The organism is Blastomonas sp., assembly GCF_046294995.1.
In the GTDB taxonomy this organism is placed as follows: Bacteria; Pseudomonadota; Alphaproteobacteria; order Sphingomonadales; family Sphingomonadaceae; genus Blastomonas.
Genome location: NZ_JBKBOG010000019.1, coordinates 22,685 through 45,480, shown reverse-complemented (window position 1 = coordinate 45,480; position 22,796 = coordinate 22,685). Strand labels below are relative to the sequence as shown.

The following is a 22,796-nucleotide window of genomic DNA, read 5'->3' as shown; positions in this document are numbered from 1 at the left end:
TGCCGCAAGGCTTTGCTAGCATCGCTTGCCGCGCGCGGCAACAAAAAGCTGGATCGGGCGATTTGCGCAATATTGTTACGCTGGCTTGATTGCCACGCGCCGGCGGTTTGGCGCGCTGTTCGAGCGAACAGGATGAAAATCGTGTTAACCAAATCGTTTCACTCGGTTTTTTTGGCTTAACCCTAATGTCGGCTTTATCAAGCGATTAGGCAGGAAGCCGGGGCTCATGAAAAATTACTGGACCGGCCGATCTGGCCGGGAGCATAAGGCGGGCATGCTTTTCATGTCGTCGATCTGCGCGTCCATGGCTTGCGCTTTCCCCGTGCAGGCGGGCGAAGTGTCGAATGTCGAGGTGCGCGCCAACCAGGTCGTGCTGCACTTCAACGATGTCATCGACAGCGCCAGCAGCTTCGTGCTCAGCGGGCCCGACCGGATCGCGATCGATGTGAAGGGCGCCACTGCCGGAGCGAGAGCGCTCAACCACAGCGGCATGTTCCGCACCGTCCGCATGGCGCAGTACGATGCGGACACGGCGCGGATCGTGCTCGATCTCGATCGCCCCGCGATGATCAGCGCGGGCAGCTTTTCCGCAGACGGCCGCAGCCTGACGCTGTCGGTCACCGAGGTCGGGTCTTCGGACCTGCGCGGCGTGCTGGCCGCGCCGCGTCAGTCGTTCGTGCCGCCGGCCCACCTGCGTGCCGAGCCGCCGCAGCGCCGCTACAGCGTGCGCATTCCGTTGCCCAAGCCTGCCAAAGGGCCGCCGCTGCCGAAGATCGAAGGGTCTAGCGACACGTCGCGTCCGCTGGTGGTGATCGATGCCGGGCATGGCGGACATGATCCCGGCGCCATCAGTCCGCACGATGGCACGCACGAAAGCAAGGTCACGCTGGCGGTCGCCCGCGCGATCCGCGACGAGCTGCTCAAGTCCGGGCGCGTGCGGGTGGCGCTGACTCGCGATACCGACAGCTTCCTGGTGCTGGAGGAGCGCTATGGCATTGCCAGGCGCCTTGGCGCGGACCTGTTCATTTCGGTCCATGCCGATGCCGCGGCATCGCAGACCGCGCGCGGTGCGACGATCTATACCTTGTCCGAAGTCGCGTCCGATCGCGAAGCTGCCCGGCTGGCCGCGCGCGAGAACAAGGCGGACATCCTCAACGGGGTCAACCTGGCCGATGCGCCATCGGACGTCTCCTCGATCCTGATCGACCTCACCCAGCGCGAGACGATGAACCTGTCGGCGGACTTTGCCCGGCTGCTGCGGCGCGAGGGTGACGACAAGATGAACTTCCGCACCGATTCCCACCGCTTCGCCTCGCTGATGGTGCTCAAGGCACCCGATGTGCCTTCGGTGCTGCTCGAGACCGGCTATGTCAGCAATGCCGAGGACGTCGCCCTGCTCAATTCGTCCGCCTATCGCCGCAAGATCGCAGAATCGGTCAGTCAGGCGATCACGGTGTTCTTCGCGCGGAAGCTGGCCTCGCGGTAAGACGGCTAGTCCTCCCCCAGCTTGCTGGGGGAGGGGGACCGCCCGCGCCGGGGGGGGTGGAGGGGCAGCGGGTGTGTGCCGCCTCCAAACAACGCACTATCCCGCTTCCCCTCCACCACCGACCTGCGGTCGGCGGTCCCCCTCCCCGAGACAAGCTCGGGGAGGATTTAGTTCCCCAATCCGCTCTGGCGTTATTCAGGAATGATGTGCTAACCGCGCTGGCATGAGCGAGGGTGAGAACGGCGATATCGCCTATAGCGTGCGGCGCGGCGACGATGGGGCTTTCGGCTCGATACGCGAGGCGTGGAGCAATCGCTGGGTCCGCTGGGCGACGTATCTCTTCGCTGCGGCGCTCGTCGGCGTGTTGCTGATCTGGGTCATTTTCGCGCGCGATCTGCCCTCTGCCGAGACTCTGGTCGATTACGAGCCGGATCTTCCCACCATGGTGCGCGGCGTCGATGGCGAGATCATCAACACCTATGCGCGCGAACGCCGGGTGCAGCTGCAGTACAAGGATTATCCGCTGCCGCTGATCCGCGCCTTCCTGTCGGCCGAAGATAAGAATTTCTTCTCGCACAACGGGCTCGATTATCCAGGGCTCGCCTCTGCGGTGTTCGATTACGTCACCAAGATCGGCTCGGGCCAGCGCGCGCGCGGCGGATCGACGATCACCCAGCAGGTCGCAAAGAACCTGCTGCTGGGCGATGAATATTCGATCACCCGCAAGGTGCGCGAGGCGATCCTCGCCTATCGCATCGAGGATGTGCTGACCAAGCAGGAAATCCTCGAGCTTTACCTCAACGAAATCTATCTCGGTCGCAACGCCTATGGCGTGCAGGCTGCGGCGCGTGCCTATTTCGGCAAGGATGTCGGCGAGCTCGATCTGCACGAGGCGGCGTATCTGGCGATCCTGCCCAAGGCGCCCTCGAACTATCGCCCCGAAGTGCACATGGATCGCGCGCTGGAACGTCGCAACTGGGTGCTTGGGGCGATGCAGTCCAACGGCTGGATCACGCAGGCGCAGATGGCTGCAGCACAGGCAGAGGCGTTGGGGACGATCCCGCGGACCGGCGACGGCTACGAGAAGATCGGCGGCTATTTCGTCGAGGAAGTCCGCCGCCAGCTGGTCGAGAAGTTCGGCGAAAAGGCGGAGGACGGCAAGAACAGCGTCTATGCCGGCGGTCTGTGGGTGCGCACCTCGCTCAATCCGGTCATGCAGAAGGCCACCACCGAGGCGCTGCGCGATGCATTGCTGCGCTATGATCGCGGCAGCGGCTGGAGCGGTCCGGTCAACACGATCGAGATCGACGACCAATGGGCCTCGCGGCTGGCATCGACCTATATCGACATCGATTACCAGAACTGGCGCATCGCCGTGGTGATCGCCAAGTCCGGCAACGCAGCGGAGATCGGCTTTGCCACCGGCGCAAAGGGCGTCCTGCCCCGCTCGACCGCAACCATGCCGCGCAAGCGCATTGGCGGGACCGCGTTCGATTCGATGAAGCCTGGCGACATCATCGCGGTCGCACCGATGGATGGCGACAATTACGCGCTGCGCAACATTCCCGAAATTTCGGGCGGCATGGTCGTGCAGAACCCGCGCTCGGGCCGGATCTACGCGATGCAGGGCGGGTTCGATTCGCAGATCAGCCCGTTCAACCGGGCAACGCAAGCCGATCGCCAGCCCGGCTCGACGATCAAGCCGTTCGTCTATGCGACCGCGCTCGACAACGGCATGACCCCTGCCAGCCAGATCGTCGATGGCACCTTTTGCGTCTATCAGTCGGCCAGCCTGGGCAACAAATGCTTCCGCAACTTCGGCGGATCGGCAGGCGCGGGTCCGCAGACGATGCGCTGGGGGCTCGAGCAGTCGCGCAACCTGATGACCGTGCGCGCCGCCAACGATGCCGGGATGACCAATGTCGTCAAGACGATCAAGGCGGTCGGCATCGGCGATTACAAGCCGTATCTCTCGATCGCGCTGGGTGCGGGCGACACCACGGTGATGAAGATCACCAACGCCTATTCGATGCTGGTCAACCATGGCCGCGAATTGAAGCCGACGGTGATCGACTACGTTCAGGACCGGCGCGGCAAGGTGATCTTCCGTTCCGATCCGCGCACCTGCGAAGGTTGCAACATGGCCAAATGGGATGGCAAGCCGATGCCGCGCTTCACCCCGCGTGGACGGCAGATCCTCGACCCGATCACGTCCTATCAGGTGGTCCACATGCTCGAGGGCGTGGTGACCCGCGGAACCGCAGTCTCGCTGGCCGATCTCAATCGCCCGATGTTCGGCAAGACCGGCACCACCAGCGGCCCGACCAACGTCTGGTTCATCGGCGGCACGCCCGACATGGTGGCCGGGGTCTATCTGGGCTTCGACCAGCCGCGCAGCATGGGCGGCTATGCGCAGGGCGGCCGGCTTGCCGCGCCGATCTTCAAGCAGTTCGCAAAGCAGGTGCTGCCGACGATGCCGATCACCGAATTCCGCGCACCTGCCGGAACGCGCATGGTGCGCATCGATCGCCGCTCGGGCCGCCGCGTCTATGGCGCGTGGCCGGGCGACGAGGCCAAGGCCGCGGTGATCTGGGAAGCCTTCAAACCCGAAACCGAGCCGCGCCGGACCATCCGCCAGGAGGAAATAGCCGCTGCCAAGGCCGTGCAGAAGCGCACCGGCCCTGCAACGCGCGCACGCAGCGACAGCGAATTCCTGCAGCAGCAGGGTGGGATCTATTGAGGCTGGTCCTTCGACAAAAGCCTAAGACGGATAGCAACTTTCCCCCACTCTACCAAAAGCATTGAAAAGCGTAAGCTTGCCGCGTAGGCCCGTCTGGCCATGCTCAGCCAGAAAGTCCGCTATACCATCCGTGCGCTGCAGCACCTTGCCGATCATTACGGCGAGGGGCTTGTGCATCTGGAAGACATCGCCCAGGCCCAGAACATTCCGCCCAAGTTCCTCACCGTGATCCTGTCGGAAATGGCGCGCGCCGGGCTGGTGCACTCGCAGCGCGGCAAGGATGGCGGGTATACGCTGGGTCTCGCGCCGGTCGACATCCGTTATGGCGACATCGTCCGCATCACCAGCGGATCGCTTGCCCTGGTGCCGTGCGCCAGCCGTTACGCCTATGAAAAGTGCAAGAACTGCCTGGCGGAAGACGAATGTCGCCTGCGGGCGCTGATGCTCAAGGTCCGCGATGAAACCGCAGTGATCCTCGACCAGATCACGCTCGCCGACCCGATACCCCCCATCGCCGAACTCGACCCTGCCATCGCCGACTAGGCCCTGAATTCAGGTGGCGAAGACCACCTGCCACGCGGCACCCTTGCCATTGCCGGGCACTGCCTTGATCTCTCCGCCCAACTGCGTCGCCAGCGATTGGACGATCCGGGTTCCCAGCCCCTTGGTCTGCGCAAGCGCGGGACCCTCGGGCAGGCCGCGGCCATTGTCGCTGACGGTCAGCGCCAGGCGCGCCGGGTCGAGCCGCTCGAGTTTCAGGGTGATCGTGCCGCCACTCTCGGCAAAAGCGTGCTTCAGGCTGTTGGTGACCAGTTCGGTGACCAGCAGCGACAGCGTGGTAAGCCGGGCAATGTCGAGGGTGATCGCGGGCATGTCGACCAGGCACACGATGTTCCGGGCCCCGGTCGCTTCGAGAAGGTCGGAACAGATTTCCTGGAAATATTGCGCGACGGGCTGATCGAGCGATGCCGGATCGTACAGTCGACGGTGAATGCGTGACATCGTCTCGATGCGGCTTTGCGCCTCGTCGAGCGCGCTGCTGGCCGATGCCGGATCGATCGCGACCTTGCGCTTTTGCAGATGCAGCAACGCAGCGACGAAGGTCATGTTGTTGGCCACGCGGTGCTGCAGTTCCTGAAACATGGTGCGCTGCTGGTCGTAAAGCGCCTCGGTCACCTTCTTTTCGCTGCGCAGTTCGTCGGCGGCGCGGTGCATCAAGTGGATCAGCGAGATATCGACCGCCACGATGAAGACATAGAACGCCAAGGTGACCGCGCTGGCGCCATCGATTCCGAAGCTGTCGAACGGCGGGATGAAGAAAAACCACGCCGCAAGGCCGGACAGCACGGCACACAGCAATCCAGGCCACAAACCTGCAAAAAAGGTGGTCACGATGACCGCAGGGAAGAAAGTGAGGTAGGGGAACCCCGGCGGCAACGTGCCGCTCAGTTCATGGCGCAGCAGCAATGCCGCCAGGAACGACGAAAGCGAAAGGGCGTAGCCGAGATAGGGATTGCGCCTGAATTGTGAGCCGGCCGTTATAAGTCTGTTCATCTGTATTCAGGTCCGCAGGGGCGGGGATCGCAAGTCCTCCGACATTTTTCGATCCGCGTATTAGGTGGAGAATCCCCGGCGGGCAAGCGCAGTTATTAAGGAGGATCGCACCTGGAATTGAGGCGGTACCAGTAACCTGTGGCACGCAATATTTGTGCATGGCTGCAACGACTTAGCCCCCCAAGATTAACATTTATTTCATGGTATTTCGCGACATTGCTGTGGTCGAAGAGCCAGCGCGCGGAGTCAATCATCGTCGATCGTCTGAAATTGCTGCTCCGCGCCATCTGGCGACGGGCCATGGCTGCTACCGGCGGTGACGGCCTGGCGCCGGCCCTTCGTGACGAACTGGCCGAGCTTCAATTTGCGCGGATCGGTGCGGTCGTTCCGGTGCTGTATTTTTCGATCGCGCTCATTGCCGTGATAGCGGGTGCAGCCTCGGGCGGCGAATTCGACGTCATGTATCATTTCCTGCTGCCCGGTGGCTTCGTGCTGATGGGCGGATATCGCTGCATCATCTGGTATCGGCGCAGAGCGATGCGGGTCGACCAGGCCAAAATCCGCCGCTATTTGCGCTCTACCACCATGATCGCACTGACCATGGGGCTGGTCGGAGGCCTTTGGTCGTTCGACGCGTATTACGGCACGCGCGAAGCCCGGCGCGTGCTGGCACCGGTGTTCATTTTCATGATCACCTTTGCCGGCGCGGTCTGCCTGACCTCCATGCCGCGCGCGGCGATCGGCGTCATGGTGCTGTCGCTGAGCCCGACATTGTTGATGATGATGATGTCGAGCGATATCGGCATTCAGGCGATGGCGTTCTGCTTTCTCATCGTCTCGCTGTTGACCTTCATGCTGATCGTCAACAGCTTCCACGAGATCGTCAGCGGACTGACGCTGCGGCATGAACTCAAGCAACTGTCGGAAACCGATCCGCTGACCGGGCTCGCGAATCGCCGCGCGTTCAGGATGCAGTTCAAGACGCTGTCCGATCGGCGCGGCGCTCGGCAGTCGGTCGCTCTGGTGATGGTCGATCTCGATGGCTTCAAGCAGGCCAACGACCGGTTCGGGCACGCGGCCGGGGACGCCATTCTGGTTCAGGCTGGCGAGCGGTTGGGGACCATGTGTCCCCAGGCCACCAGTGTCGCTCGGCTGGGGGGCGACGAATTTGCGGTGCTGCTCGAGACCGACGGCGATCTCGCTTATGTCGCGGCGCTCAAGCATGGCGTGCAGTCGATATTGTCGCTGCCCTATCACTATCGCGACCAGCAGATCGGGATTTCGGCGAGCGTCGGGACGGCGCACGGCATCAAGGGCATCATCAGCCTGGATACGCTGATGCGCGATGCCGATAACGAACTGTATCGCGCCAAGAACCGAGCATCGCTGCGCCGCACGGCCTGAGCGGCCAGGCACCGTCCTTGCGCCGACGACCCCGGCGCTCCCTCCCCCCGTGATAACCGTAGCCTGACGGCGGCAATCGGCTCGCCGACGGATTCGATCCGACAGCCGCAAGTTGGCGGGGCTGCAAGATTATCTATCTTGCCAACCGAATTAGTTGAGATTAGCCCTGTGTCTGCGGGCCATGCTGCATGCAGCCGGTCCGCACCAGATTTTCACAGGAGTTCAGCGTATGCCTCCATCAAAATCCGATACCGCCGAGGGGGTACCTCACACGGCCGTTCCCTTGTCCGCGATTGCCCAGGCCATCGCCAAATTGCGCTTTGGGGCCATCGTGCTCACCGTCCACGACGGCAGGCTGGTCCAGATGGACGTCACCGAACGCCAGCGCTTCAGCTGACATTGCAGTCTCCTGGCTGCCGGGACCGGGACACCGGACCGGCCTTTGTTGAGCGTCCTTTCATGCCTCATCCACATCAGCGTGCCGACCGGACAACCGGAAGCACCTCCACCCAAGGGGGTCTTTCCAAATGTTCACGTCGTTCTCCATTATCGCGCGCACGTCGGTTGCCGCGCTGTCCATCGCTCTCGCGTCTCAGGCTCCGGCAATCGCTGCTGACACCGATGATGCCGCAGCCAACGCGCAGGCCGACAATCTCGCCGAAGCACAGCAGCAGCCCGATAACGTGATCATCGTCTCCGCCCGCCGCCGTGACGAGTCCTCTCAGGACGTGCCGATCGCGCTGTCGGTGGTCGATGTGACCACGCTCGACAACACCGGCAGCTTTAACATCAGCCGGCTGACCCAGCTGCAGCCGACGTTGCAGTTCTATTCCTCCAACCCGCGCAACTCGGCGATCAACATCCGCGGGCTCGGCGCGCCTTTCGGCCTCACCAATGACGGCATCGAGCAGGGCGTGGGCATCTATATCGACGATGTCTTCGTCGGCCGGGTGGCGGTGGCGACGCTCGACTTTCTCGATATCGCGCAGGTCGAAACGCTTCGCGGGCCGCAGGGCACGCTCTACGGAAAGAACACTACGGCCGGCGCGATCAACATCACCTCGAAGGAACCCAGCTTCGATTTCGAAGGGAGGGCCGAGGTGACCGCGGGCAATCTCGAGTTCCGCCAGGCCAAGGCGTCGGTGTCCGGGCCTTTGTCGGACACTGTGGCGGTGCGCTTCGGCGTTGCCACTACCGACCGGCGGGGCACGATCTTTAACGTCGCCACCGGCACGAACGTCAACGAGCTCAACAATCTGGGCCTGCGCGGCACGCTGTTGTGGAAACCGAGCGATAGCTTGAAGGTCACGCTGGCGGGCGACTACAACCGCCAGAACCCCGAATGCTGCGCGCAGATCTATGCGCGCTACGGCAGCACCCAGCGCCCCGCCAATCGCCAGTTCCCCGCGCTGTCAGCCGCGTTCGGCTACGCACCGCCCAGCCTCGACGCGTTCGACCGGGCGACCGATGTCGATGCCGAGTTGAGCGCCAAGAGTATCCTGGGTGGAGCATCGCTCAAGGTCGAATGGGATGTCGGCCCCGGCACGCTGACCTCGGTATCCGCCTGGCGGTTCTGGGACTGGACCCCGTCGAACGACCGCGACTTCACCGGCCTGCCGATTACGCTCAAGGTCAACAACCCCTCGCAGCAGGAGCAGTTCACGCAGGAAGTTCGCTATGCCGGGTCGCTGGGCGAGCGCATCGACTTCGTCGCAGGGGTGTTCGGCTTCTATCAGACCATTGACACGCAAGGCATCCAGGAACAGGGGCTAGCCGCCAGCCGCTGGCTTCTTGCGCCCACCAGCGCGCTCGCGGGCAACCCGTCGGTGCTCAACGGTCTGGTCGCCAACAACACCATCGGCTTCAAGAACACCAGCGTCGCCGCCTTCGGCCAGCTCAGCTGGAAGGTCACCGATGCGCTGACCATCCAGCCGGGCATCCGCATCAACTACGACAAGAAGACCGGATCCTACAACTCGGTGGTCACCGGCACGGCATCGAACGGCACGCGGCAATTGGTCACCTTCAACGGGCCGTTCGCCAACGATCCCTGGATCGTCGCGCAGCGCGGGGTGCTCGCGCCCCAGTTCTTCGAGCCCGAGTTCAGCGACTGGAACCTGTCGTACGACCTGACCCTGGCCTATCGCGTCTCCGACGATGTGCGCGCCTATGCAACCTATGCCAAGACCTTCAAGACCGGCGGCATCAACCTGTCGGGCGTGCCCAATGATGCTGCGGGCAACCCATTGCTCGCGGCAGGTTCGGTGAAGCCGGAAAAGGTCGATCATTTCGAGGTCGGATTGAAGACCCAGTTCTGGGACCGCCGTGCGACGCTCAACCTTGCAGGCTTCTGGACCGAGATCAGCGATTACCAGGCGACGGTGAACAACGGCCAATTGGGCGTGCTGCGCGGATACCTCGCCAATGCGGGCAAGGTGCGGGTGCGCGGGATCGAGGCGGATTTCAGCGTGCGCCCGTCCGAGCGGTTCAACGCCTATGTCAGCGGCGCCTATACCGACCACGAGTACGTCCGCTTCGTCGATGCGCCATGCCCACCCGAACTGGCCGGCGGAACCACGGTGGGCGCGGGGCAGACACCCGGAGCCCCCGGCGTTCCCGGTGCGTTGAGCCCGGCGAACTGCGATATCTCGGGCCAATGGCTGCCCGGCATCTCGAACTGGGCGTTCTCCTATGGCTTCGAGGTCAACGAGCCGGTGTCGGTCTTCAGCCTCGACGGCTTTGCCTATGCCGGGTTCGATGGCAATTATCGCTCCAAATTCTCGTCCAACCCCTCGCGATCGATCTACACCGATGTGGGCGGCTATGCGCTCAGCAATGTGCGGCTGGGCTATCGCACCGATGAAGGGCTCAACCTGTTCTTGTGGGCCCGCAATGTTTTCGATGTCGATTATTTCGAGCAATTGGCGGCTAACACCGGGGGCAATACCGGCCTCATCGCCGGACAACCCGGCGACCCGCGCACCTTCGGCATTACCCTTGCCTCCAGTTTCTGATGCCTCGAGTTTCTGAACCCTCCTGCCTTGAAAGGGACCGCTCGTGCCGGACCTTGGAATATTGAACCTTGCCGATATCTGGCCGTTCGTGCTCGCGGGCTTCGCAGCGCAGATGGTCGATGGTGCGCTCGGAATGGCGTTCGGGGTGATCTCGAGCACGCTGCTCGTTTCGATCCTCGGCGTGCCACCGGCGCAGGCATCGGCGGGGGTTCATCTGGCCGAGGTGTTCACCACCGGTGCGTCGGGATTGAGCCATGCCTGGCACCGCAACATCGACTGGCCGCTGTTCGGCAGGCTGGTGGTGCCCGGGGTGATCGGCGGCGTGGTCGGCGCCTATGCGCTGTCGAACATCGATGCTGAGATCGCAAGGCCGTTGGTGATGGCGTATCTCGCGGTCATCGGCGTGGTGCTGCTCTTCCGTGCATGGCGCTTTCCGACGCCCAAGTTCGATGACCCGCGCGTGGTTGCGCCTTTGGGGCTGGCGGGCGGCTTTCTCGATGCGGCAGGCGGCGGCGGATGGGGGCCGGTGGTGACCTCCAACCTCCTGATCCAGGGCAGCGAGCCGCGCAAGACCATCGGCACGGTCAGCGCCTCGGAGTTCTTCCTCACCGTGTCGATCTCGCTGACCTTCATCCTGACTTTGGGGTTCGAGGCGTTCACCAAGGCGACCGTAGGCCTGCTGATCGGCGGGGTGATCGCCGCGCCGTTCGGTGCATTGCTCGCCAAGAACGTGCGGCCGCGGCTGCTGCTGTTTCTGGTCGGCGCGGTGCTCACGGTGACCAGCGTGTTCAGCATCTACAAGGCGCTGGCGTGATCGGGTTCCTCGTCGCGCAAGCAGCGGGCCGGGCGCTGTTCAAATCGAACCCGCCAGTGCCGCGCTGACATCTCCGCGCGTTGGCGGACATGTTCGTCACCCTGACAGAGCAGGGGAGGGGGTCGTCAAAGCCCGATGATGGCCGCTGCGATCCAGCGGTCCTCGGAGCGCAATATGCCCCATGCGCGGGCGGCAGCGCGGCTGTCCATCACCTCGACGCCGATATTGTGCGCTTCCATCGCCTGGATGAAGCTGCGCGGCGGGTGTGCGAGCCCGGGGCCGGTGCCGAGCAGCAGGAACTCAGGCGCAGGGTCCATCGCCAGCACCTGGCCCATGGCGGCGATATCGAGCGCGTCGATGGTGGCGACGGCCCACGGCATCGCCGAGACAGGCGTCAGCACCAGGCTCGATTCCACCCGGCGGGGCCCAAGGTTGTCGCCATCCAGCTTGAAGCCGCGCGCGGTGAACCCGGTGATCACGGGGCCGGATGCGCGCGGGTCCTGGTTGAATTCAGCCATGTTGTGTGCCGCCGATCAGGGCTGCGCGCCGCCCATGCCCTCTTTGAGCTTGGCCGCTGCCTTGTCGGCGTCGGTCATCTGCGGCACGAAGCTGTGCGCGCCGACGCCCAGCCAGACCAGGATCGGGTTGGCCATGTACACCGACGAATAGGATCCGACGAACAGGCCGAGCGTCATCGCGGCGGTGAAGCCGAAGATCACGCCGGGGCCGATCAGCAGCAGCGCCGACAGCGCGATCAGCATGGTCAGCGTCGTCATCACGGTGCGCGCCAGCGTTTCGTTGGTCGACAGGTCGAGCAATGCGATCATGTCCATCTTGCGGTATTTGCGCAGATTCTCGCGTACGCGGTCGAACACCACGATCGTATCGTTGAGCGAATAGCCGATGATGGTGAGCAAGGCCGCGACGATGTTGAGGTTGAACTCGAGCTGGGTCAGCGCGAAGAAACCGAAGGTCAGCGTCACGTCGTGGAACAGCGCAAACAGCGCCGCGACCCCGAATTGCCACTCGAAGCGGAACCAGATGTAGATGGCGATCGCGATCATCGCGAACACCAGCGAATAGACGCCGGTCTTGAGCAGTTCGCCCGAGACCTTGCCCGAAACCGAATCCACCCCGTCGATGCGCGCACCCTGGGCGGCATATTTGGTGGTGATCATCTGCGTCACCTGCGTGGTCACCGCGTTGACCTCGTCGACATTGTCGCCCGCCAGCCGCATGCGCACCGACACCTGGTTGGGCTCGCCGAACCGCTGGATCGTCGATTCGCCAAGGTTCAGCGCCTCGATGTCGTTGCGCAGATCGCCGACTGGGGCTTCTGCCACCTGGTCGAAGGTCACCTGGATCATCTGGCCGCCGACGAAATCGACGCCCAGGTTCAATCCGCGCACGCCGACCAGCACGATCGATGCGATGATCGACAACAGGCTGATGGTCATCGCGATCTTGCGCCAGCGCAGGAAGCGGAAGTTGGTGTCGTCCGGAACGAGCTTGAGAAGCTTCATGGTCTAAAGCCTTGCTTAAATTACGAGTTCGCGCGGACGTTCGCGCTTCAGCCAGATGGCGACGAACATGCGGGTAACATACACCGCCGTCCACACCGAGGTGACGATACCGATCATCAGCACCACCGCAAAACCGCGCACCGGGCCTGATCCGAACAGGAACAGCAGCACCGCGGCAATCACATTGGTGATGTTGGCATCATAAATCGCGCGCGACGCTTCGGTATAGCCGACCTCGATCGCCTGGACAATTCGTCGCCCGTTCTTGCGTTCCTCGCGGATGCGCTCGTTGATCAGCACGTTGGCATCGACCGCCGCTCCGATGGTCAGCACGAACCCTGCGATGCCCGGCAGTGTCAGCGTCGCGTTCATCAGCGCCATGATGCCCAGGATCAGCAGAATGTTGAGGATCAGCGCGATGTTGGCGTAGACGCCAAAGCGGCCATAGGTCAAAATCATGAAGGCGAGCACGGCAACCGTGCCGATGGCACCTGCCAGCAGGCCCAATTGCACCGATTCCGCGCCAAGGTCGGGCCCGACCGAGCGTTCCTCGACCACCTTGAGCTCGACCGGCAGCGCGCCCGAGCGCAGCGCGATCGCGAGCTGGTTGGCGCTTTCGGTGGTGAAGCTGCCCGAAATCTGCGCGGACCCGCCCAGGATCGGCTCGTTGATGTTGGGGGCGGACAGCACCTCGCCATCGAGAATGATCGCAAACGGCTTGTTGACGTTTTCCCGTGTCAGCCGCGCAAAGCGCGTCCCGCCCTCACGATCGAAGGTGATCGATACGACCGGCTCGTTGGTCTGCTGGTCGAAGCTCGCCTGCGCGTTGGTCAGCTTGTCGCCGCGGATTCCGCCCAGACGGCGCACCGCGATCGGCGTGCCTCCGGCCGGGTTGGTGGGATACGGCACGATCTCGCTGCCCACCGGCGCGCGGCCTGCGGCGATATCCTCGGGGCTGGCATTGAGATCGACCAGCTTGAATTCGAGCTCTGCGGTCTGGCCGAGCAGTTCCTTCAGCGCCTCGGGGTCGTCAAGGCCTGGCACCTGCACGACGATGCGGTTGTCGCCCTGGCGGATGATCGTCGGTTCGCGCGTGCCCAGTTCGTCGATGCGCTTGCGCACCACTTCGGTCGCGGTTTCCATCGCCTGGTCGAGCGCCTGGGTGAGGCCCGCGTCGGTGGGGGTCAGCACGATGCGGCTGGTGTCGCGCACCTCGATGTCCCAGTCGCGCTGGCCGGTCAGCCCGGCGCCCGTGGTCAGCGGCAGGATGGCCTCGCGCGCGGCATCGACCTGGCCGACGTCGCGCACCAGAAACGAAAGCCTGCCGCCCTCGCGCGAGATGTCGCCAATGCCGATCCGCGGCGTGGCAGAGCGCATCGCGCCGCGCACGGTCTCTTCCATGTTCTGCAGGCGCTGCGCCGCGACATCGGCGGGATCGCCCTCGAGCAGGATATGGCTGCCGCCCTGGAGATCGAGCCCCAGGTTGATCTTTTCCTGCGGCAGGAACGAAGGATAATAAGGCGAGATGCTGGCCGGCAGCAGGCTGGGGATCGCCAGCAACACGCCCAAAGCGAGTATCAGGCTGATCGAGATCGTTTTCCAGCGCGGAAAATCAAGCATTCTCAAGGCTTCCTTGGCAGTGCAGCCTCATGCGACGCACTACTGCGGGCAAGGCGGACGCGGACCGGATGTGTGCGCCATATATTCATGGCGCCCACAGGCGGCAAGGCGGTAGGTCAATCGTTGGCGGGTGCTCCGCCGGGCTGGACGACGTCGCTCAGCGTGGTCTTGACCGCGCGGACCTTGGCGCCGCCCAGATCGATCTCGACATAGGCGTCGTCGACCTTGGTCACCTTGCCGACCAGTCCGCCGCCGGTGATCACCTGATCGCCGCGCTTGACCGCATCGATCTTGGCCTTGTGCACCTTCATCTGGCGCTGCTGCGGACGAATGATCAGGAAATAGAAGATCAAAAGCAGCGGCACGAACATCAAAAGCTGAGTCCATGCAGGTGCCCCGCCGGGTGCCGCTGCGGCCAATGCAAGCAGAAGTGTCGAGTCCATGACGATAAAATCCGAATGTCTGAAAAAAGCACAAGAGCGACACGGCAGCAAAACCCGGTCGCAGCGATGGGCGCGCCTATCATCATCGGCTGCCAATGGCAATTGGCGATGACCCGTGCGTCAATGCGGCATGAATGCGGCATGGGGGGCGAACGACAGGCTTGCCAATCGCGCCGCACCGCCATATAGGCGCGCTTCCCATCAGCCGCAGCGCGGCGATGGCACGGTCGGGACGTAGCGCAGCCTGGTAGCGCATCACACTGGGGGTGTGGGGGTCGGAGGTTCGAATCCTCTCGTCCCGACCAATTTTCCAATCCGGCGATCCGGGCGATCGCGGTTTGTCAGCCAAACATCTCGGTATCGATCGACCGCTGCATGGCCTCGCCATAGCGCGGGCCCGCGACGGTTTGCGGGTTGATCAGCGCGTCGATGCGGGCGGCTACGTCTGCGGGGATGATCCAGTCGCGCTGGGCGAAATTCTCTTCCATGTGCGCGATCGACCCGGTGCCGGGGATCGCGACGACATGCTCGCCGCGTGACAGCACCCAGGCGAGCGACAGCTGCGCGGGCGTGACGCCGCATTCGGCGGCAAGCGCGCAGAATTGATCGACGAGCGCGCGGTTGGCGGGCCAGTTGTCGGCGTTGAAGCGCGGCATTCCGCGGCGCAGATCGGTGTCGGCGAGGTCTGCGGGATCGCGCACGCCATTGGCCAAGACCCCGCGCGCCACCGGCGAGAAGGCGACAAAGGTGGTGCCAAGATCACGGCAGGCATCGAGTACCGCGATCTCGGGCTCGCGGGTCCATGGCGAATATTCGGTCTGCATTGCGGCGATCGGGTGCACCGCTGCGGCACGGCGCAGCGTGTCTGCCGACATCTCGGACAGGCCGATGCTGCCGATCTTGCCCTCCTTGACGAGGTCGGCCATCGCACCCACCGATTCCTCGATCGGCACGCTGCGATCGCGCCGGTGCATATAGTAGAGGTCGACATGGTCGGTCTGCAGCCGGGTCAGCGATTCATCGATGCACCGGCGGATGCTTGCAGGGCTGCAATCGATGCCGCGCTTTTCGCCCTCGATCACGATGCCCATCTTGGTCGCCAGGAAGAATTCGCGCCGCCGGTGCTTGAGCGCCTCGCCGATCAGCGTCTCGTTGTGGCCGAGGCCATAGATATTCGCGGTGTCGAGATGATCATAGCCCAGGTCCAGCGCGCGGTTGAGCAACGCGATCGCATCTTCGCGCGCGGGCAGGGTGCCATAGGCCCAGCTCAGCGACATGCAGCCCAAGCCGATCGGCTTGACGGGCTTTGAATGGATATGGCGGGAGATCATGCAGGCAAACCTTTCAGTGTGACGCGGCGCGGTTGACGGTGCGGTCGCACGGATGGCGTTTGCAGGTCAACCGGGACGGGGCCGTTGGCCCGCTGCGGGTGGGCGGGGCGGCTGAGCGGTCTGCGTGGGCGTGGCATCGATTCGGCGCGGCGGATAGGCACGGCGATGTACCCTGCGCGCCCGGTGTCGCACGCACCGGACGGCGATGCCGGTAAAGCCAGGCGTGGCGGCGCTTTGTGCCCCGCCGGGGCCTGTTCCTTGCAGCGGGCATGCGGCGAAAAGGCTGCCTTTCGGGGCCGCATTTTATCCTCTTTTCCGCCTGTAGTAAGTCGGCTATATGCACGGTTCCCAAGGGTGCGGGGGAGAGGGGTCGGGCCGTGTGGCGTGTCCTTCCCGCGCCAGTGCAAGAAATATGTCTTGCCAGAGTCCCAAGGGTGTCGATACAACGCGGGCTCTTGTTTCCGCAACGAAGGGGAAAAGTACCATGAAGTCCATCATCAAGCTGAGCTCGGTTTTCGCCGCCGCTAGCGTTCTGGCTCTCGCAGCCTGCACTCCTGAAGAAGCTGCTGAAGCTCCTGCTGAAACCACCACCGAAGACACCATGGAAGCTCCTGCTGCTGACGCTGGCATGGAAGCTGGCATGGAAGCCGGTGCTGAAGCTGGTGCCGAAGCCGGCGCAGAAGCTGGTGCCGAAGCCGGTGCCGCTGCTGGCGCAGAAGCAGCTCCTGCTCCTGCCGCTCCTGCTGAATAAGCAGACGCACAGCTTCGCCTGAAAAGGCAAAAGCTAATAAAAACGCCCGGCAACCTGATTGGGGTTGCCGGGCGTTTTTTGTTGCCTTGGGCAAGGCACATGGCTGGCCCGGAGCCGAGCCGTTTACGAACGGTTAGGGTCTGATCCTTATATCATCGCGTTGCATGACCAGCATTGGCTTGGCCGGAAACGGGCGCATGCAGGGTTACGCTCCAGCGGAGATCGACGATGACGGCACCGATGCGCAAGGAGGGACCGAGCCAGCCGGCGACCGACCGCCGCTATGCCATCCGCATCAATGTTCAGATCGACGCGGACCTGCTCAACGAGGGTCGCCGGCTCTGCGCGGTTACGCTGACCAACCTGTCGATCACCGGCTGCCGGTTCGAGTCCAACCTGCCGTTGCGAATGCCCGCCCCCGTCACCCTGCTGATCGAAGGTGTGGACCCGATCCAGGGCGAAGTCGTTTGGGCCGACGGCGTGGTCGTCGGCTGCCATTTCGCCGAGGCGTTGAGCCCCACCATCTGCAACCGCATCATCCGGACATTGCGCGACCGCGCTGCGGTGAAGCGCTAACGCTCCAGAATTCGGCTGAAATGCTGGTGCAGCTCCTGCCCGTTGCGGGTCCAGCTGAACCGCGCCACGCACGCGCGCACCGCCAGCGGATCGGGGTGCGAGGCGAGCACATCCAGGACTGCTGCAGCCAGCGCCTCCGGGTCCGCCGCAGCGATGCGCCCGGCGACCGGATCGGTCAGCAACTCCGCCGCGCCGCCCGCATCGCAGATCACGATCGGCGTGCCGCAGGCGAGCGCTTCGACCCAGGCGTTGGCCAGCCCTTCGGACCTTGACGGCAGCACCATGACATCGGCCGCAGCAAGCCAGCGCGGCAGATCGTCGTGCGGCAGCGCGCCGGCAAAGATCACGCGCTCTGCCACGCCAAGCCGCGTGGCCAGCGCACGGTATCGCGCCTCTGCATCGCCGGTTCCCGCCAGCACCAGCGTGGCACCGGGCAGCATCGGCAGCGCTTCGATGATCAGGTTCTGGCGCTTGCGGGCGATCAGCGCACCGACCGCGATCAGCATCGGCCCGGTAATCCCCAGCTCGGCGCGCAAGCCCTCGCCATCTTGCGGCGCAAAGCGCTGCTGGTCGCAACCGGTGTAGTGCACGCTGATGCTGTCGCCCGGCATTCCCAGCGCGACCATGTCGTCCTTCAACGCCTGGGAGACGGCGATTAGCCCGGCAGCGTCGCGTCCCGCCTGCAGCACGATGTCGCGGGTTCTGGGCGCCTGGCCCCAATGATGGATGTCCGCGCCGCGCGCCTTGACCGAATACGGCACGCCCAGCGCCTGCGAGAGGATCCGCGCCGCCGGGCCATCGGGATAGAAGAACTCGGCATCGATCAGGTCGAACGGGGTTTCGCGGTGCAGCCGACGTACCAGCGGGAGGACGGCGCGCGCGAGCAATTGCGGCTGCCAATGCGCGCCGATGCCCGGGATGTGGAGGAAGCGCGGGCGATGTACGCTGAGGCCGTGCCAGCTTTCGTGCAGCGGCAATCCGGCAATTTCGCGATAGCGGGCGTGGCGCGACAATGGCCAGGGGGGCACCGCCTGCGGGCTGATGACGGTGACCTCGACACCCTCGCGCGCGGCGAGCGCGGCGGTCTGGCGCTCGACGAAAATCCCGAAATTGGGGTGGGCCGCATTGGGAAACAGCGTGGCGAGGGTCAGGATGCGCATATCGGCGCTCTGTTACAGCGCGCGGATTAACGTTTCTGCCACCGCCAGCCACGGCGGATTGTTCACCACCTGCTGGCGGGTGCCGACGCCGGGGGGGAGGATCTGGATGCGTTCGCCATCGCGCGCGATCAACCGGCCGAACACGAAGCGGCCGGCGGGGCGGGGCACCAGCACATCGCGGTTGAGCGCACTGGTTATGGCATCCGGGGCGATCCGCCGCAGCCACAGCATGTCACCGCTGCGGTACTCGCCCAGGCTTCCGGTGACGCGCATCGCCACCATCTGTTCGGTCGGCGAGGGGAGCACGGCATTTTCGGTGCGGGACAGCGGCTGCGCGCCGGTGCTGTCGAGCAACGCGATGACCGGCAACTCGGATGCTGCGGCGGTGCTGACCAATGCGCTGCTTTCGACCTCGAGCGCCGCAGCGATGCGGTTCAGCCAGGCGAGCGACAGCGTGCGCATTCCCGTCTCGAGCCGCCCGATCGTCTGCGCTGTCGTCGGCGGATCGCAGCGCCGTGCGACGTCGTCCAGGGTCATGCGGCGGGCGCGGCGGACATCGCGGATACGGTTGATCATGTTGCGTCCTTTCGAACCGATATGGGAAACAACTTTCCTACACTCCAACCTCCATGGCAAGAGCCATGCCCGAGTTTATAACCAAATGGGGATGAGCCATGGCCAACAGAGGCGATTTTGGAGCGATCAGGCAGGTGTCCGGCAGGTTGCTGGCCGAGCGTGCGATCGAAGGCGATACGGTTGCGGCAAGCGGAACGCGCGGCAGGCGTCCGGCCCGCTCGGTCACGGTCAATCTGGCCGAATCGCCGCTCGGCTGGCTGCTGGCGCGCGGCATGATCGACAGTCGCCAGTTCGATGCCGGCGAAAAGCTGCGCGCCGATTGGGAGCGGGCGAACCTGTCTCCCTCGATCACCATGCGCTGGGACGCCGCGTCCAAGTCGGGCGGGTTTCGCGGCACTGGCGATCACCTCGAACCCACCGAACGCCAGGCAGCGGCGCGCCAGCGTTTCGACGCGGCGATGACCGCGCTTGGCCGTGATCTCAACGACATCGCCTGGCGGGTGATCTGCTCGGGCGAAGCGATGCCGATGGCCGAAAAGGCGCTGGGCTGGCCGGTCCGCTCGGGCCGCCTGGTGCTGCGCATGGCGCTCGACCGGCTGGCGGATTTCTATCGGTTGCCGGGTTAGGGGGAGGAGTGTGCCGCCACCGCCATCCCACCTCTCCCTTGATGGGAGAGGCAGCGAGACTTGGCAGCTTGCTGCCTTAGTCGCAGCGGTGAGGGTGATGGTGCGGCTGGGTGCTGATTGCGCGGTGTCGAACGGCCCTATAATCCGGAGAGATCACCCCCACCCAACCCTCCCCCATCAAGGGGGAGGGCTTGTTGTGCAAAGCCACGACCACCATTCGGTCCCCTGCGCAGGCAGGGGCCCATCTCCTGCTGGTGCGTCACATGCACCGGTCGTTTTGCAGAGGAACTGTTAGGAGATGGGCCCCTGCCTGCGCAGGGGAACAAGTGGTGAGCGAATGACAATGGCGACGTTAGCCCATCGCCTCGACCTGCTCGGCCAGGTCCAGCCAGCGCATCTCGGCGGCGTCCTTCTCCGCGCGCGCCTGCTCGATCGCCTTGGTCAGCGCGGCGAACTTGGCAGGGTCGCGGGCGTACAGCTCCGGGTCGGACAGCGCCGCCTCGTCGCGTGCGATGGCCGCTTCGATCGCCTCGATCCGCTCGGGCAAAGTGTCGTAATCGCGCTGGTCCTTGTAGCTCAGCTTGACCTTCTGCGAGACCGGCTTGGGAACCGATGCTGCAGCGGCTGCGGCGGCGTCGGCCTTGCTGCGGTTCGATTTGACCCAGTCGGCGGTGCGCTGCTTGCGCTTGGCCTCCCAGTCGGCATAGCCGCCCGCGACGACATCGACCACGCCCGATCCATCGAGCCCCAGGGTTACGGTGACGGTGCGATCGAGGAAGTCGCGGTCGTGACTGACGATCAGCACGGTGCCGTCATAATCGGCGATCACCTCCTGCAGCAGATCGAGCGTTTCGAGGTCTAGATCGTTGGTCGGTTCATCGAGCACCAGCAGGTTCGACGCGCGGGCGAATTCGCGCGCCAGCAGCAGCCGCGAGCGTTCGCCGCCCGACAAGGTGCCGACGCGCGCCTCGACCAGCCCGGGGTCGAACAGGAATTCCTTGAGATAACCGTGGATATGCTTGCGCACCCCGCGCACATCGATCCAATCGCCACCTTCGGCGAGCACGTCGCGCACGCGCTTTTCGGGCGACATGAGCTTTCTTTGCTGGTCGATGATGACCCCGTCCAATGTCTTGGCGAGCGTGATCTTGCCGCTGTCGGGCTCGAGCTCGCCGGTGAGCAGCCGGATCAGCGTGGTCTTGCCCGCGCCGTTCGCGCCGACGATGCCGATCCGGTCGCCGCGCTGCACCCTGAGCGAAAAGTCCTTGATGATGGTGCGCTCGTTTTCGGCCTCGCCGAAGGTCTTGAACACCCGTTCGGCGACGATCACCGACTTGGTCTTGCTGTCGTCGCTGACCGCCTTCAGCTTGGCGGTGCCCTGCGGCCCCAGCATCGCGGCGCGGGCTGCGCGCATTTCCCAGAGCTTGGCGAGCCTTCCCTGGTTGCGCTTGCGCCGCGCGGTGACGCCGCGCTCGAGCCAGTGCGCCTCGATCTTGAGCTTGGCGTCCATCTTGTCGGCAGCGCGCGCTTCCTCGGCATAGACCTGCTCCATCCACGCCTCGTAACCGCCAAAGCCGATTTCGAGACGGCGCAGGTTGCCCCGGTCGAGCCACAAGGTCTGCTTGGTCAGCCGCTCGAGAAACGTCCGGTCATGGCTGATCACGACGAAGGCGCCGGTATAGCGGCCAAGCCAGCTTTCGAGCCAGTCGATCGCGGCGAGGTCGAGATGGTTGGTCGGTTCGTCGAGCAGCAGCACATCGGGATCGCTGGCGAGCGCGCGGCAGATCGCGGCGCGCCTGCGTTCGCCACCGCTGGCGGTCGCCGCTTCGCGCGACAGGTCGATGCCGAGCTGGTCGGCGATCGCGGCGACCTCGTGCGCGGGCGGCGCGTCATCTCCAGAAAGCGCCCAGTCGTTCAGCGTCTCGAAGCCCTTGAAGTCGGGATCCTGCGCCAGCATGACGCAGCGGACGCCCGGCTGGATGGTGCGCGTGCCGCGATCGGCCTCGATTTCTCCGGCGATCAGCCGCAGCATCGTGGTCTTGCCCGCGCCGTTGCGCCCGATCAGCGCCAACCGGTCGCGCGGGCCGATGTGCATGCTGATATCGCGGAACAGCCAGCCGGTGCCCTGGTTCAGGCCAAGGTCTTCATACGACAATACGGGGGGTGTGGACATGGCGCGGCACTTAAGCTGCGCAGGCGCGCCGCGCAATCCCCACCGGCGAGCGATATGCGGTTGACCGCCGGTCGGCTGGCGTCGCAAATAGGCACAAAGCGGCAAAACAAAGTGACAGGCGGGGTCAACAGTGCGCACGGTCTATCTCAACGGAAGCTATGTCGCCGAGGGCGACGCAACGGTGTCGATCTTCGATCGCGGACTGCTGTTTGCCGATGCGGTGTACGAGGTTTGCTCGGTGCTGGACAGGCGGATCATCGATCGGCAGGCGCATCTGGCGCGGTTTGAACGCTCGCTGACCGAGATGGGAATCGCGCACGATGTCTCCGCCGCCGGCTGGGACGACGTGCTGGCGACGCTGATCGAGCGCAATGACCTGACCGAGGGCACGATCTACATCCAGGTCAGCCGCGGCGCTGCCGACCGCGATTTCCTGTTTCCTGCGCCCGGTACCCCGCCGACGGTTTTCGCTTTTACCCAGGCGCGCACGCTGGTCGACAATCCGATGGCAAAGCGCGGCATGCGCATCCTCACCCGGCCCGACCGGCGCTGGGGCCGGCGCGATATCAAGACGGTGCAACTGCTTTATGCCAGCATGATGAAGATGGAGGCCAGGGCGGCGGGGGTCGACGATGTCTGGCTGTCCGAGGGCGATGTCATCACCGAGGGGACCTCGCAAAACGCCTGCATCATCACGCGCCAGGGCCATCTGGTGACCCGCGATCTGGGGCATCATATCCTCCCCGGGGTCACCCGGTTGAGCCTGATCGAGATCGCGCGCAAAAGCGGCATCACCGTCGAGGAGCGGCCTTTCACCATCGCCGAGGCGCAGGGGGCGGCGGAAGCGTTCGTGACATCGGCTTCGCTGTTCGTCATGCCGGTGGTCGAGATCGACGGGCTAAAGGTGGGCGACGGGCTTCCCGGCCTGGAAACGATGGCGCTGCGCGCGGCGTATATCGAGCATGCGCGCACGATGGGCTGAGATGCGGAAATGTCGAAGGGCTG

At 64.4% G+C, this 22,796-nt stretch carries 20 protein-coding genes and 1 tRNA gene; 12 read left to right on the top strand and 9 right to left on the bottom strand.

The features are described 5' to 3' along the window. Positions 1–226: 226 nt before the first annotated feature. From ACK4R0_RS15570 to ACK4R0_RS15560, 3 genes are all read left to right on the top strand, one after another. A complete protein-coding gene (locus ACK4R0_RS15570) occupies positions 227–1,486 on the top strand; it encodes an N-acetylmuramoyl-L-alanine amidase (protein WP_409676032.1) in 1,260 nt (419 codons plus the stop codon). Positions 1,487–1,709: 223 nt separating this feature from the next. Further along, complete coding sequence (locus ACK4R0_RS15565) at positions 1,710–4,226, top strand: penicillin-binding protein 1A (protein ID WP_409676029.1); 2,517 nt, start codon at positions 1,710–1,712, stop codon at positions 4,224–4,226. 99 nt (positions 4,227–4,325) lie between these two features. After that, positions 4,326–4,769, top strand: coding sequence for an RrF2 family transcriptional regulator (locus ACK4R0_RS15560; protein ID WP_409676026.1), 444 nt, complete (start codon positions 4,326–4,328; stop codon positions 4,767–4,769). Between the two features lie 9 nt (positions 4,770–4,778). On the opposite strand, the gene ACK4R0_RS15555 is transcribed toward ACK4R0_RS15560, so the two are convergent. Then, complete coding sequence (locus ACK4R0_RS15555; protein ID WP_409676022.1) at positions 4,779–5,780, bottom strand: sensor histidine kinase; 1,002 nt, start codon at positions 5,778–5,780, stop codon at positions 4,779–4,781. Positions 5,781–6,080: 300 nt separating this feature from the next. Here ACK4R0_RS15555 and ACK4R0_RS15550 point away from each other — a divergent pair, with 300 nt between their 5' ends. The 4 genes from ACK4R0_RS15550 (at position 6,081) to ACK4R0_RS15535 (ending at position 11,012) form a co-directional block, all read left to right on the top strand. Next, the gene (locus ACK4R0_RS15550; RefSeq protein ID WP_409676019.1) at positions 6,081–7,184 is read left to right on the top strand and encodes a diguanylate cyclase domain-containing protein; all 1,104 of its coding nucleotides are present in this window, start codon (positions 6,081–6,083) and stop codon (positions 7,182–7,184) included. Between the two features lie 283 nt (positions 7,185–7,467). Continuing rightward, positions 7,468–7,581 (top strand): YezD family protein, encoded by a 114-nt coding sequence (locus ACK4R0_RS15545; RefSeq protein ID WP_409676016.1) that lies wholly within the window; start codon positions 7,468–7,470, stop codon positions 7,579–7,581. A 130-nt stretch (positions 7,582–7,711) separates the two neighbouring features. After that, positions 7,712–10,198: a TonB-dependent receptor gene (locus tag ACK4R0_RS15540; protein WP_409676013.1), complete on the top strand. Its 2,487-nt coding sequence runs from the start codon at positions 7,712–7,714 to the stop codon at positions 10,196–10,198. Between the two features lie 43 nt (positions 10,199–10,241). After that, on the top strand, positions 10,242–11,012 hold the full coding sequence (locus tag ACK4R0_RS15535) for a sulfite exporter TauE/SafE family protein (protein WP_409676010.1): 771 nt from the start codon (positions 10,242–10,244) through the stop codon (positions 11,010–11,012). Positions 11,013–11,137: 125 nt separating this feature from the next. Here the strand turns inward: ACK4R0_RS15535 and ACK4R0_RS15530 are convergent, their stop codons facing one another. The 4 genes from ACK4R0_RS15530 to yajC form a co-directional block, all read right to left on the bottom strand. Further along, positions 11,138–11,530, bottom strand: coding sequence for an Mth938-like domain-containing protein (locus ACK4R0_RS15530; RefSeq protein ID WP_409676007.1), 393 nt, complete (start codon positions 11,528–11,530; stop codon positions 11,138–11,140). A gap of 15 nt (positions 11,531–11,545) precedes the next feature. Then, a complete protein-coding gene (secF, locus tag ACK4R0_RS15525) occupies positions 11,546–12,535 on the bottom strand; it encodes a protein translocase subunit SecF (protein ID WP_409676004.1) in 990 nt (329 codons plus the stop codon). Positions 12,536–12,550: 15 nt separating this feature from the next. Continuing rightward, positions 12,551–14,155, bottom strand: a complete 1,605-nt coding sequence (secD, locus tag ACK4R0_RS15520; RefSeq protein WP_409676001.1) for a protein translocase subunit SecD — start codon at positions 14,153–14,155, stop codon at positions 12,551–12,553. A 116-nt stretch (positions 14,156–14,271) separates the two neighbouring features. Beyond that, a complete protein-coding gene (gene yajC, locus ACK4R0_RS15515) occupies positions 14,272–14,598 on the bottom strand; it encodes a preprotein translocase subunit YajC (protein ID WP_409675998.1) in 327 nt (108 codons plus the stop codon). A 228-nt stretch (positions 14,599–14,826) separates the two neighbouring features. Here yajC and ACK4R0_RS15510 point away from each other — a divergent pair. Then, positions 14,827–14,903: transfer RNA gene (locus ACK4R0_RS15510), tRNA-Pro, on the top strand. Positions 14,904–14,939: 36 nt separating this feature from the next. Here ACK4R0_RS15510 and ACK4R0_RS15505 read toward each other — a convergent pair. Beyond that, positions 14,940–15,929 carry an aldo/keto reductase gene (locus ACK4R0_RS15505; protein WP_409675995.1) on the bottom strand — a complete coding sequence of 330 codons (990 nt, stop codon included), beginning with the start codon at positions 15,927–15,929 and terminating at the stop codon, positions 14,940–14,942. Positions 15,930–16,413: 484 nt separating this feature from the next. On the opposite strand from ACK4R0_RS15505, the gene ACK4R0_RS15500 reads away from it, so the two are divergent. Both ACK4R0_RS15500 and ACK4R0_RS15495 read left to right on the top strand, forming a co-directional pair. Next, entirely contained in the window at positions 16,414–16,680 is a 267-nt protein-coding gene (locus ACK4R0_RS15500) for a hypothetical protein (RefSeq protein WP_409675992.1), read from the top strand. A 228-nt stretch (positions 16,681–16,908) separates the two neighbouring features. After that, positions 16,909–17,256 carry a PilZ domain-containing protein gene (locus ACK4R0_RS15495; RefSeq protein WP_409675989.1) on the top strand — a complete coding sequence of 116 codons (348 nt, stop codon included), beginning with the start codon at positions 16,909–16,911 and terminating at the stop codon, positions 17,254–17,256. Here ACK4R0_RS15495 and ACK4R0_RS15490 read toward each other — a convergent pair. Together ACK4R0_RS15490 and ACK4R0_RS15485 are read right to left on the bottom strand one after the other, a co-directional pair. Further along, entirely contained in the window at positions 17,253–18,416 is a 1,164-nt protein-coding gene (locus ACK4R0_RS15490) for a glycosyltransferase (RefSeq protein ID WP_409675986.1), read from the bottom strand. The two genes, ACK4R0_RS15495 and ACK4R0_RS15490, sit on opposite strands and share 4 nt — an antisense overlap. A gap of 12 nt (positions 18,417–18,428) precedes the next feature. Next, positions 18,429–18,992 (bottom strand): helix-turn-helix domain-containing protein, encoded by a 564-nt coding sequence (locus ACK4R0_RS15485; RefSeq protein WP_409675983.1) that lies wholly within the window; start codon positions 18,990–18,992, stop codon positions 18,429–18,431. 98 nt (positions 18,993–19,090) lie between these two features. On the opposite strand from ACK4R0_RS15485, the gene ACK4R0_RS15480 reads away from it, so the two are divergent. Beyond that, a complete protein-coding gene (locus tag ACK4R0_RS15480) occupies positions 19,091–19,618 on the top strand; it encodes a DUF6456 domain-containing protein (RefSeq protein WP_409675980.1) in 528 nt (175 codons plus the stop codon). 352 nt (positions 19,619–19,970) lie between these two features. On the opposite strand, the gene ACK4R0_RS15475 is transcribed toward ACK4R0_RS15480, so the two are convergent. Then, a complete protein-coding gene (locus tag ACK4R0_RS15475; RefSeq protein WP_409675977.1) occupies positions 19,971–21,791 on the bottom strand; it encodes an ABC-F family ATP-binding cassette domain-containing protein in 1,821 nt (606 codons plus the stop codon). Positions 21,792–21,921: 130 nt separating this feature from the next. On the opposite strand from ACK4R0_RS15475, the gene ACK4R0_RS15470 reads away from it, so the two are divergent. Next, positions 21,922–22,773, top strand: coding sequence for a D-amino-acid transaminase (locus ACK4R0_RS15470; protein WP_409675974.1), 852 nt, complete (start codon positions 21,922–21,924; stop codon positions 22,771–22,773). Positions 22,774–22,796: the final 23 nt, after the last annotated feature.